The organism is Streptomyces sp. NPDC051315, from assembly GCF_044455165.1.
Taxonomy (GTDB): Bacteria; Actinomycetota; Actinomycetes; order Streptomycetales; family Streptomycetaceae; genus Streptomyces.
On the sequence record NZ_JBITEN010000002.1, the window covers coordinates 518,948 to 529,930 of the forward strand.

The window sequence follows — 10,983 nt, forward strand, 5'->3', positions numbered from 1 at the left end:
CGGCCGTGGCGAAGGCGGCCCTCGTGATCCGCACGAGGGCGACATGTTCCCCGAAGGGTTGGTGATGGACCATCGTGAAGAGATTCGTGATCGCTGAGCGCGCCCTGCGGACGGCGGCACCCCACGAGTTGGTCGATGCTGTCCGCCGTGTACTGGTCGAGCAGTACACGGCGGACAGCGTCGAGCTGTTCCTGGCCGACTACGGCCTGACGGTGCTGCGAACGGTGCCCGAGCAGCCGCACTCCGGGAAACCGGTGTCAGTGCACGACGGGCCGGCCGGCCGGGCCTTCGGCGCGCAGGAACCCTTCCTGGAACCGGTGCGCGGCGGACGGGTGCGCGCGCACCTGCCCGTCACCGTGCGCGGCGAGCGGCTCGGCGTGCTGACGGTGACCCTGCCGGATCGCGTCGACGACGTGACGGCGGAGTTGACGGAGATCGCGCAGGTGCTCGGGCGCGAGTTGATCGTGGCCGAGCGGGACACCGACCTCTACGTCCGGGCGAGACGCAGGGAACGGCTCACCCTGGCCGCGGAGATGCAGTGGCAGCTGCTCCCGGGCCGCTCGCGCACCCGCCCCGAATACGAGCTGGGCGCCCAGCTGGAGCCCGCCTACGGCGCCTTCGGCGACACCTACGACTGGTCGGCGACGGCCGACCAGCTGACGCTGTACGTCGCGTGCGGCATGGGCGAGGGCACGGAGGCCTCCCTGCTGACGAACCTGGCCCTCAACGCGCTGCGCAACGCCCGGCGGGCCGGCATCCCCCTCGCCGACCAGGCGGCCCTCGCCGACCAGGCCGTGCACGCCCAGTACGGGGGCCGCCGTCACCTGTCGGCACTCATGCTCGACGTCGAACTCGCCACGGGACGCGCCCAGGTGGTGGACGCCGGTTCCCCGCAGCTGCTGCGGCTGCGGAAGGGGACCGTGGAACGCGTCCGCTTCGACGCCCAGTTGCCGCTGGGCATGTTCGAGGAGACCGACTACGTGGCGCAGGAGCTCCAGGTCGAGCCCGGCGACCGCCTCGTCTTCGTCGGCGACGGCGTCCACGCGGTCGTCTCCCCCGGCGGAGAGGCGTACGGGCACGGCGCGCTCGCCCGGGCGATCCTGTCCACGCGCCTGCTGCCCGCCGCCGAGGTCCCGCACGCCGTCCTGCGGGAGCTGACCCGCCATCGCGGCCGTCGGGACCCGGACGACGATGCGATGGTGGTCTGCCTGGACTGGCACGGCCGCTGATCCCGCCGCACCGGGCACGGGTGGCCCCCCGCCGCGTTCAGCAAGCGCGTACCTGGTGGGCGGGGGCATCCGTGCGCCGGGGTGTGAGCCGTCGTCCGCCGCCCGCGCGCCCCCGTTGCCGCTTGTCACCGCCCCGGTCGGCGCACTAGTGTCACCACGCCTTGGTGAACGGGAAATCCGGTGTGATGCCGGTGCGGCCCTCGCCACTGTGATCGGGAAGTCCGGCTCCGGCCCTCACGGGCAGCCACTGGGTCCTCGGACCCGGGAAGGCGGAGTGCGGGCGGTGGTACCCGTCAGCCAGGAGACCGGCCAAGGCGCGTCAACCATCCACGAGGTGCTGGAGAGGGTCTGCTGAGCCATGCACATAGCCGAGGGTTTCCTGCCTCCGGTGCACGCGGTCGCCTGGGGCGTCGCGTCGGCGCCGTTCGTCGTCCACGGAGTCCGCGCACTGGGCCGCGAGGTCCGCGAGCACCCCGAGAGCACCCTGCTCCTCGGCGCCTCCGGGGCCTTCACATTCGTACTGTCCGCCCTCAAGCTGCCGTCGGTGACGGGGAGTTGCTCGCACCCCACCGGCACCGGGCTGGGCGCCATCCTCTTCCGGCCGCCGATCATGGCGGTGCTCGGCACCATCACCCTGCTCTTCCAGGCGCTGCTGCTCGCACACGGCGGCCTGACCACGCTCGGCGCCAACGTCTTCTCGATGGCGATCGTCGGCCCATGGGCCGGTTACGGCGTGTACCGGCTGTTGCGGCGGTACGACGTGCCGCTGATGGTGGCGGTGTTCTTCGGCGCGTTCGTCGCCGACCTGTCCACCTACTGCGTCACCAGCGTGCAGCTGGCGCTCGCGTTCCCGGACCCGAGCAGCGGGTTCCTCGGCGCGCTCGGCAAGTTCGGCTCCATCTTCGCCGTCACGCAGATCCCGCTCGCGGTGAGCGAGGGGCTCCTCACGGTCCTGGTGATGCGGCTCCTGGTGCAGTCCAGCAAGGGCGAACTGACCCGGCTGGGCGTGCTGGTGGCCGGGAAGCAGGCGCCGGCCGGAACGGAGGCGGTGTCCCGGTGAACCGGAACACGAAGATCAACGTCCTGCTGCTGGCCGTGGTGGTCGCGCTGGCGGTGCTGCCGCTGGCCCTGGGCCTCGGCGACCACAAGGAGCAGCCCTTCTCGGGCGCCGACGGTGAGGCGGAGACGGCGATCACCGAGATCGAGCCGGACTACGAGCCGTGGTTCTCCCCCCTGTACGAACCGCCGTCCGGCGAGATCGAGTCCGCCCTGTTCTCCGTCCAGGCGGCCCTGGGCGCGGGCGTCCTCGCCTACTACTTCGGCCTGCGCCGGGGGCGGCGGCAGGGCGAACTGCGGGAGCGGGCGCGCCGGGACAGCGAGGACACCGCGAGCGGCCCGGGCACGGACAGCCCGCGCGGCACGGGGACGACGGACGGCGCGGAGAACCCGGAGGGTGCGCGCAGCGCTCCGGACACCGGGAAGTCCACGACGGAACGGGTCTGATCGCCCGTGCTGCCGATCGACGCGGCGGCGCACAGCAGCCGCTGGCGCCGCCGTCATCCCGTGGACAAGGCCGTGCTCGGGCTCGGCCTCACCGTGCTCGCGATCTCGCTGCCGCCCTGGCCGGGCGCGGCCCTGGTGCTGGTCACGGCGCTCGCCCTGCTGCTGGGCCCGGCGGGTGTGCCGGCCCGCCGGCTGTGGCGCGCCTACCGGGTGCCGCTGGGCTTCTGCGCGACGGGCGCGGTGACGCTGCTGGTCCAGGTGGGCGGTCCCGGCGGCTTCGTGAGCCTGGCCGACGGCGGGGCGGTGCGCGCCGGGGAGTTGATGCTGCGCTCCTCGGCCGCCTCCCTGGGCGTGCTGCTGTTCGCGTTCACCACTCCGATGTCCGACCTGCTGCCGCGGCTGGTGCGGGCCGGTGTGCCCGCGCCGGTCGTCGACGTCGCCCTGGTGACGTACCGGATGAGCTTCCTGCTGCTGGACTCCGTGCGCCGGATCCGGGAGGCGCAGGCGGCCCGGCTCGGGCACACCTCCCGGGCGGCCGAATGGCGTTCCCTGGCCGGCCTCGGGGCCACCGCGTTCGTGCGGGCCTTCGACCGGGCGGCGCGGTTGCAGGCCGGCCTCGCCGGGCGCGGCTACGACGGCACCCTGCGCGTGCTGGTGCCCGAGGCCCGCGTCTCCGCCCGCTTCACGGCGGCCGCCGCCGGGCTCCTGGTGGCCCTGGCCGCCCTCACCTTCGTACTGGAAAGGCCCCTGTCATGAGCGAGCTGGTCGCCCTGCGAGGCGCCTCCTTCGCCTACGAGGACGGTCCGACCGTGCTCGACGACCTCGACTTCGGGATCCGCGAGGGCCGCGCGCTCGCCCTGCTCGGCCGCAACGGCACCGGCAAGACGACCCTGATGCGGCTGCTCAGCGGCGGACTGCGCCCGCGCACCGGCGAACTGACGGTCGAGGGGCGCCCGGTGGCGTACGACCGCGAGGGGCTGACCCGGCTGCGGACGACCGTGCAGCTCGTGGTGCAGGACCCGGACGACCAGCTGTTCGCCGCGTCCGTCGCGCAGGACGTGTCGTTCGGGCCGCTGAACCTCGGCCTGCCCGACGCCGAGGTGCGGGCCCGGGTGGCGGAGGCGCTGGCCGCCCTGAACATCACCGCCCTCGCCGACCGCCCCACCCACCTCCTCTCCTACGGCCAGCGCAAGCGGACCGCGATCGCGGGCGCCGTGGCGATGCGGCCGCGGGTGCTGATCCTCGACGAACCCACCGCCGGACTCGACCCCGACGGCCAGGAACGTCTCCTCGCCACCCTCGGTGCCCTGCGCGCGTCCGGCACCACGGTCGTGATGGCCACCCACGACGTCGATCTCGCCCTGCGCTGGGCCGACGACGCGGCCCTCCTCACCCCCTCGGGCGTGCACACGGGCCCCGCGGTCACGACCCTGGCCCGCACCGACCTGCTCCGGCAGGCCGGCCTCCGGCTGCCCTGGGGCATCGCCGCCGCCCAGCTGCTGCGTGCGCAGGGCCTGTTGACGGAGTCGGGCGAGGGGCCGCGCAGCCCGGAGGAACTGGCCGCCCTGGCGGCGGCGCCCGCCGCTCCCCCGGTACCGGCCGACGGCTGATCCCCGGCACCCGCGCGTGTCGCCGCGGCTCCCGGTGGAACCCGGTGTCACGCAAGGCAGGTCCGCCGACGCCCGGGAGGCTCGTGTGTCCCCCACCCCAGACGCCACGTACCGTCGCCTCCACGAGGAGGTGACGGACCGGGCCGACGCGCTCTGGGAGATCGCGTCGGTGCTGCACGCCGACCCCGAGTACGCCTTCGCCGAGCGGCGGGCGGCCACGCTCCTGACGGGTGAGCTGCGCCGGGCGGGGTTCGAGGTGCGCCAGGACGTGGCGGGAATGCCGACCGCCTTCACCGCGCGCCGTGGCGAGGGGCGGCCCACGGTGGCACTGCTGCTGGAGTACGACGCCCTGCCCGGCCTGGGACACGCCTGCGGGCACAACCTGATCGCCGCCGCGGGTCTCGGCGCGGCGCTCGCCGCGGGCGCGGTGCTGGAGCCGGGTGCCGGGTCGGTGCTGGCCGTGGGCAGCCCGGCCGAGGAGGGCGGCGGGGGCAAGGCGCTGGAGGTGGAGGCGGGCGTCTTCGACGACGTGGACGCCGCGCTCATGTTCCATCCGGGGGTGTACGACTGGGCGCGGGCGCCGCTGACGGCGCAGGAGCAGTACCGGGTCGGTTTCCACGGCCGTGCCGCCCATCCGACGGGCAACCCCACGGAGGGCGTCGACGCGCTCGCGGCCCTGATCGAGCTGTTCAACGTCCTGGCCGCGCTAGGCCGGCGCCTGCCGGAGGCCTCTCACGTCCAGGGCATCGTCACGCACGGCGGCAAGGCCACGAACATCGTCCCCGAGTACGCGGAGGGCCTGTTCGGTCTGCGCGCGGCGACCACGGAGGCGCTGGACGACCTGGCCGGGCAGCTGCGCTCCGCCGCCGCGGGGGTGGCGCAGGCCACCGGCACCACGTGCGCCGTCGAGCGCGCCACGGTCCGCTACGAGCACTTCCGCGACAGCGCGGTGCTCTCCGGACGCTTCGCCACGCATCTGGGCCGCGCCGGCATCACGCTCACCCCGCCCGCGCCCGGTGTGTACCTCGGCTCGTCGGACATCGGCAACGTCAGTGCCCGGGTGCCGGCCATCCACCCCTTCGTCGCGATCATGGACGAGGACGGCTCGGACCACACGCCCGAGTTCGCCGCGGCGGCGGCCTCCGACCGTGCCCGGCGGGTCCTGACGGCCGCCACCGAGGCCCTGGCGTGCACCGCGGTGGACGTCCTGTACGACCCGCGGCTGCGGGCCGAGGCATGGAGCGGACACCGGGACACCGTCGGCGTCCCGCGCTGAGAGCTCCGGACCGGCCGTCAGCCCTCGACACCGGTGGCGCTGTGCGCGGAACCGACCGGCTTGGACTCCGGCGAGCCCCGCTGCCGCAGGTAGATCGAGAGCACCGCCATCGAGGCGACGGCGAGCAGTTCAGCAGGGAGTTCGAGTACACGGTGCGCCGCCATCCGGGGGCCGCGGCCCACCTGGGCGAGCTCTCCCTGGCGTGGTCGCCGACCAACTGGTCCCGGTCGGACTCGGTGCCGGAGGTGCCCGGCTCCTTGGACTTGGGAACCCCGCTGCAGCAGCCAGACGGTCGCACCGATGTAGAGCGAGAACTGCAGGTACTCCGACTGCCAGTTCTCCGCCACGTCGACCGCGAAGTCGGACGACGCGACGTACTCGGCGAAGCCGACGGGCCGCAGCCCGTCATCGACCAGCTGGTTGCGCGCGCTGCCCCGGGCCGTTCAGGGCGGTGATCCCGTCTCCAGGCGGGCCGTCGTCTCCCTGAGCGAGACGGTGAAGGGGTGCCGGGGCTCCGTCAGCACACGGCGCGCGGGGCCCTGCTCCACCAGTTCGCCCGCGTCCAGGACGGCGATGCGGTCGGCCAGGCGCGCGGTGTCCAGGTCGTGGGTGACGAGGACGAGGGACAGGTCGTCGCGGTCGCGCAGCAGTCCGGCGAGGAGGCCGAGGAGGGCGCGCCGGGTGACCGTGTCGAGCCCGGAGGTGATCTCGTCGCAGAGGAGGACCCGGGGGTGGGCGAGCAGGGCGCGGGCGAGGGCCGCGCGCTGGAGTTCGCCGCCGGAGAGCCGGGACGGGAGGCGGTGGGACGGGCCGGGCGGAAGGCCCAGCCGGGCCAAAGTGGCCAGGGCCTCCTCGCGGGCGGCCACCGGGTCCGTGCCGCGCAGGCGTACGGCGGTGCGGGCGACCTGGTCGAGGACCGGGCGGTGGTCGTCGAAGGCGGCGCGCACGTCCTGGAACACGTACTGCACGGCGGCCAGTTGGGCCCGCGTGCGGTGGCGCAGGCTGCGCGGCAGCGGGGTGTCGTCGAGGACGATCTCACCGTCGTGGTCGCGGTGCAGGCCGGCCAGGCAGCGGGCCAGGGTGGTCTTGCCGCTGCCCGAGCGGCCGACGACGGCCAGGGAGGTGCCCGGGTGCAGATCGAGCTCGGGCACGCGCAGCGCCACGGCGCCGTGGTGGCGGGCGGTGAGGCCGCGGACCCGCAGGGCGGGGCGGTCGGGGTCCGGGGCCGGCCCGGCGTCGGTGGGTGGTCGCCGGGCGTCGAGGAGCGTGCGGGTCCACTCGTGGCGGGGCGCGCGCCACAGCCGCTCGGCCGGTCCCGACTCCACCACCCGGCCCGCCCGCATGACGAGGACGTCGTCGGCGAGGGCGCGGACCACGTCGAGGTCGTGGCTGAGCAGGACGACCGCGATCCCGCGGGCCGCGACCGCCGCCAGCTGGTCGACAATCCGGCTCTTGGTCAACGCGTCCTGGCCGGTGGTGGGTTCGTCGGCGACGATGACCCGGGCGCCGAGCAGCAGCGCCTGGGCGAGGACGACGCGTTGCTGCTGTCCGCCGGAGAGCTGATGCGGGTGGCGCCGCAGCAGTGTCTCGCCGTCGGCGAGTTGGGCGTCGGCGAGCGCCCGCAGGACCCGCTCGCGGGCCGCCGTACGGCGTTCGGCGCGGGGAAGTCCGCGGACCTGGAGGCGGGCGATGTCGTGCAGCAGCGCGCCGACGCGGCGGGCCGGGTTGAGGACGGCGGCGGGGTGCTGGGGCACGTAGCCCACCGGGCCGTCGGTCGTCCGGTACACCTCGCCGGTGACCCGGGCGCCGGGCGGGTACTCCCCCAGCAGCGCCAGTCCCGTCGTGGTCTTGCCACAGCCGGAGGCACCGACCAGGGCGTGCACCGTGCCGGGCAGGACGCGCAGGCGCACGCCGTCGACGATCGCACGGCCGTCGATCTCGACGCGGAGGTCGCGCAGCTCGGCGACCGGGCCCCTCCCGTGGCTCACGAACGTGGCCCCCTCTTCCTCTGTGACGTCTTCGGCCGGGTCCGAGGCGGCTTCTCGAGCGCCGCGTCGAAGAGCAGGTTGGTGCCCGTGGTCAGCGCCACGATCAGCAGGGCGGGCACCACGACCGCCCAGGGCTGCACCAGCAGGCCGGTGCGGTTGCGGTCGACCATGACCGCCCAGTCCGCGGCGTCCGGCGCGACGCCGACCCCGAGGAACGCGGCCGTCGACACCAGGTACAGCACGCCGGTCAGCCGGATGCCTGCGTCCGCGGCGAGGGTGCGCAGGGCGGACCGGCCGACGTAGCCGACGGAGATCCGCCACCGGCTCTCGCCCTGCATGCGCAGCGCCTCGACCGCCGGGCGCGCGGCCGCCTCGCCCGCCGCCGCCCGGACGATACGCGCCGCGTCGGGCACGTTCACCAGTGCGACGAGCAGCGCGAGCCCCACGGCACCCGGTGAGAACACGGAGGCCACCAGCAGGATCAGCAGCAGCGAGGGTACGGCGAGCAGCACGTCCAGCGGCCGCATCAGCATCTCCTCCAGCCACCGTACGTGGGTGAGCGCGCCGACGAGGCCGACCGGGACGGCGACCAGGTAGGCGAGCGCGGTCGCGGCGAGCGCGGTGACGACGACGGTGCGTCCGCCGTGCAGCACCTGGTGCCGGACGTCCCGGCCCACGAAGTCGGTGCCGAGCGGGTGTCCGTCGCCGAGGATGAAGGAGGCGGCCCGGGGGCCGGGGTCCCCGGCGAACAGCGGGCCCAGGAGGGCCAGTACGAGGGGCAGGCCGACGACGGCCAGGCCCAGGGCGAAGCGGCGCCGGGTCACGCTGCCACCGCCGCCCGGGGTGCCAGCCGGTGCGCCACCAGGTCCGCTCCGAGGTTGAGGACGACGGTCAGCACGCCGAACACCACCGCGAGTCCCTGCACGACCGGTACATCGCGTTCGGCGACGGCGTTGAGCAGGACGGTGCCGAGTCCCGGGATCACGAACAGGGCCTCCACGACGACGACCCCGCACAGCAGCCAGTCGACGGTACGGGCGAGCTGCTGGACGGCCGGGGCGAGGGCGTTGGGCAGGGCGTGGGCGTAGCGGACCCGGGCGCCGGGGACGCCGTAGCGGCGGGCGTGGGCCGCGTACGGCGAGGCGAGGGCGTCGACCATGCCGGCACGGACCAGGCGGCTCAGTGAGCAGACCGGCCGGGACAGCAGGACGAGGACGGGCAGGACGAGCGCGGCCGGGTGGCCCAGCAGGTCGGTGCCGTAGCCGACGGCGGTCGGCGGCAGCCAGGCCAGCTCCAGTGCGAAGACCGTCACCACCAGGACCCCGAGGGCGAACTCGGGGACCGCGTACACGGCGAGCGTGACGGAACTGACCAGGCGGTCGACGAACCGCCCCTCGTGGCGGGCGGCGAGGACGCCGAGCCCGAAGCCGAGCGGGACCAGCAGGGCCAGGGTGAGCGCGGCCAGCAGCAGGGTCGGGCCGAAGCCGTCGGCGAGGTACCGGCTCACCGGGCGGCCGGAGGTCAGGGACGTGCCGAAGTCGCCGTGCGGCAGGCCCGCCGCCCAGTCCGCGAGCCGCTCGAACGCCGGACGGTCCAGGTCCATCGCCTCGCGGATCGCGGCGATCCGCGCGGGGTCGGGCTGGTCGCCGGCGAGGGCGACGGCGGCGTCGCCCGGCAGCGCCTCGGTGAGCGCGAAGACCAGCAGCACCACGGCCACGGTCTGCAGAGCGCCGAGGAGCAGCCGCCGGGCGACGAAGGAGCGCAGCCCGCTCACGCTCACGCGAGCCATACCTTGTCGAAGCGGGCCCAGTCGAGGGTGTTGGCGGGTGCCTCGCTCCCGACCCCCCTCACGGTGCGGGCCGTTCCGAGGATCCAGTCGGCGAATCCCCAGATGAGGAAGCCGCCCTCGGTGTGCAGGCGGCGCTGCATCCGCTCGTACACGGCGGCCCGTTCGGCTTTGTCGGCGGTGGACTGGGCCTGCCGGTAGAGGGCGTCGAAGTCCGGGTGCTTCCACTTGGTGGCGTTGGTGGTGGAGTCGGTCAGCAACCGCTGGGAGATGTGGGCCTCGATGGGCATGGCGCCGGAGCGGTAGCAGCACAGGCTGCCGTTGTCGAGGATGTCGCTCCAGTAGGAGTCCTTGCTGCCCATCCTCACGTCGACGGTGACGCCCGCCTCGGCGGCCTGGTCGCGGAAGATGCCGGCGGCCTCGGTGAAGCCGGCGGCGACGGCGGAGGTGTCGAGCGTGACCCGCAGTTTCTCGGCGCCGGCCTGCTTGAGCAGGGCGCGGGCCTTGTCGAGGTCCCGTTCGCGCTGCGGGAGGCTGTCGGCGTAGTACTCGTAGCCCTTTCCGAACAGGTCGTTGCCGACCACGCCCGCGCCGGACAGGGCGCCGTCGACGAGTTCCTTCCGGTCGGCGATCAGGAAGAACGCCTCGCGCACCCGCCGGTCGTCGAAGGGGGCCCGGTCGGTCTTCATGCAGAACGCCTGCATGGCGCTGTTGCGGAGGCGGACGATCTCGATCCGGCCCCCGCCCTCGTGGGCGCGGGCGGTGGTGGGGTTGAGCTCGTGGGCGTACTCGACCTGTCCGCCGAGGAGGGCGTTGACGCGCGCGGACTCCTCGTTGGCGACGACGAACTCCAACTCGTCCAGGTGCGGGGCGCCCTCCCAGTAGTCGTCGTAGCGGCGGAAGACGGCCGAGCGGCCGGGCGTGAAGGAGACGAAGCGGAAGGGGCCGGAGCCGACGGGGTCCTTGTCGAAGTCGTGCGTCTCCCCCGCGTTCTCCGGGACGATGTACGCGCCGAACGCGGCGAGGACGTTGGGGAATTCGGCGGTCGGCCGCTTCAGGACGAACTCGATGCCGCGCTCGCCGGTGGCGCGGCTGGCGTCGAGGTCGATGGGTTCCAGGGACGCCCTGGCGCGGAAGGCCTGCTTCGGGTCGGCGATGCGGCGGTAGCTGTAGAGGACGTCCCTGGCGGTGACGGGCCTGCCGTCGTGGAAGGTGGCCCGGCGCAGCGTGACCTGCCAGCGGTCCAGCGTCCTGCCGGGCTCCCAGGTCGCGGCGAGGCGGGGCTGCGCGGACAGGTCGGCGCCGTAGTCGGCGAGCTTGTCGTACTGGGCCTTGGCGCGGGCCACGTCGGCGAACAGGTTGGCCAGGTGCGGGTCGAGGGTCTCGCTCGCGCCGCCGCCGGCGAAGGCGGCCCGCAGTCGTCCGCCCTTCCTGGGTCTGCCGTCGCCGGCCTTGCCGTCGCCGGCTGTGCCGCCGCTCCCGCAGCCGACGAGGGCGAGGGCGGCGGCGCCGGTACCGGCGGCGAGGAAACCGCGGCGACGCAGGCCGGGGAAACGTTCGTCGTACATGACCGTCCTTGGGGTGAGTGAGG

Annotated in this window: 9 protein-coding genes, 2 pseudogenes and 1 riboswitch; of the genes and pseudogenes, 6 read left to right on the plus strand and 5 right to left on the minus strand. The window is 74.4% G+C overall.

Annotation, left to right across the window (positions count from 1 at the left end; all coding sequences use genetic code 11):
- Positions 1–74: 74 nt before the first annotated feature.
- From ACIBBD_RS05320 to ACIBBD_RS05345, 6 genes are all read left to right on the plus strand, one after another.
- Positions 75–1,229 carry a PP2C family protein-serine/threonine phosphatase gene (locus tag ACIBBD_RS05320; protein WP_399417938.1) on the plus strand — a complete coding sequence of 385 codons (1,155 nt, stop codon included), beginning with the start codon at positions 75–77 and terminating at the stop codon, positions 1,227–1,229.
- A gap of 145 nt (positions 1,230–1,374) precedes the next feature.
- A riboswitch (cobalamin riboswitch) is annotated at positions 1,375–1,558 on the plus strand.
- Between the two features lie 29 nt (positions 1,559–1,587).
- The gene (locus ACIBBD_RS05325; RefSeq protein ID WP_399417939.1) at positions 1,588–2,289 is read left to right on the plus strand and encodes an energy-coupling factor ABC transporter permease; all 702 of its coding nucleotides are present in this window, start codon (positions 1,588–1,590) and stop codon (positions 2,287–2,289) included.
- Positions 2,286–2,732, plus strand: coding sequence for an energy-coupling factor ABC transporter substrate-binding protein (locus ACIBBD_RS05330; RefSeq protein WP_399417940.1), 447 nt, complete (start codon positions 2,286–2,288; stop codon positions 2,730–2,732). The genes ACIBBD_RS05325 and ACIBBD_RS05330 overlap by 4 nt, the downstream gene beginning before the upstream one ends.
- A 6-nt stretch (positions 2,733–2,738) precedes the next feature.
- Entirely contained in the window at positions 2,739–3,488 is a 750-nt protein-coding gene (gene cbiQ / locus ACIBBD_RS05335) for a cobalt ECF transporter T component CbiQ (RefSeq protein ID WP_399417942.1), read from the plus strand.
- Positions 3,485–4,342 (plus strand): energy-coupling factor ABC transporter ATP-binding protein, encoded by an 858-nt coding sequence (locus tag ACIBBD_RS05340; RefSeq protein WP_399417943.1) that lies wholly within the window; start codon positions 3,485–3,487, stop codon positions 4,340–4,342. Before cbiQ ends, ACIBBD_RS05340 begins: the two co-directional genes overlap by 4 nt.
- 85 nt (positions 4,343–4,427) lie before the next feature.
- Positions 4,428–5,618 (plus strand): amidohydrolase, encoded by a 1,191-nt coding sequence (locus tag ACIBBD_RS05345; RefSeq protein ID WP_399417944.1) that lies wholly within the window; start codon positions 4,428–4,430, stop codon positions 5,616–5,618.
- 17 nt (positions 5,619–5,635) lie between these two features.
- On the opposite strand, the pseudogene ACIBBD_RS05350 reads toward ACIBBD_RS05345, so the two are convergent.
- From ACIBBD_RS05350 to ACIBBD_RS05370, 5 genes and pseudogenes are all read right to left on the minus strand, one after another.
- A pseudogene (locus ACIBBD_RS05350) lies at positions 5,636–6,040 on the minus strand (DUF6766 family protein); the annotation flags it as partial.
- Positions 6,041–6,061: 21 nt separating this feature from the next.
- Positions 6,062–7,786: an ABC transporter ATP-binding protein gene (locus tag ACIBBD_RS05355; protein WP_399418139.1), complete on the minus strand. Its 1,725-nt coding sequence runs from the start codon at positions 7,784–7,786 to the stop codon at positions 6,062–6,064.
- Positions 7,732–8,139: pseudogene (locus ACIBBD_RS05360) on the minus strand (ABC transporter permease subunit); the annotation flags it as partial. The gene ACIBBD_RS05355 and the pseudogene ACIBBD_RS05360, both read right to left, overlap by 55 nt.
- Before the next feature lie 287 nt (positions 8,140–8,426).
- Entirely contained in the window at positions 8,427–9,380 is a 954-nt protein-coding gene (locus ACIBBD_RS05365; RefSeq protein ID WP_399418140.1) for an ABC transporter permease, read from the minus strand.
- A gap of 2 nt (positions 9,381–9,382) precedes the next feature.
- Positions 9,383–10,960 (minus strand): ABC transporter substrate-binding protein, encoded by a 1,578-nt coding sequence (locus ACIBBD_RS05370; protein WP_399417945.1) that lies wholly within the window; start codon positions 10,958–10,960, stop codon positions 9,383–9,385.
- Between the last annotated feature and the right edge of the window lie 23 nt (positions 10,961–10,983).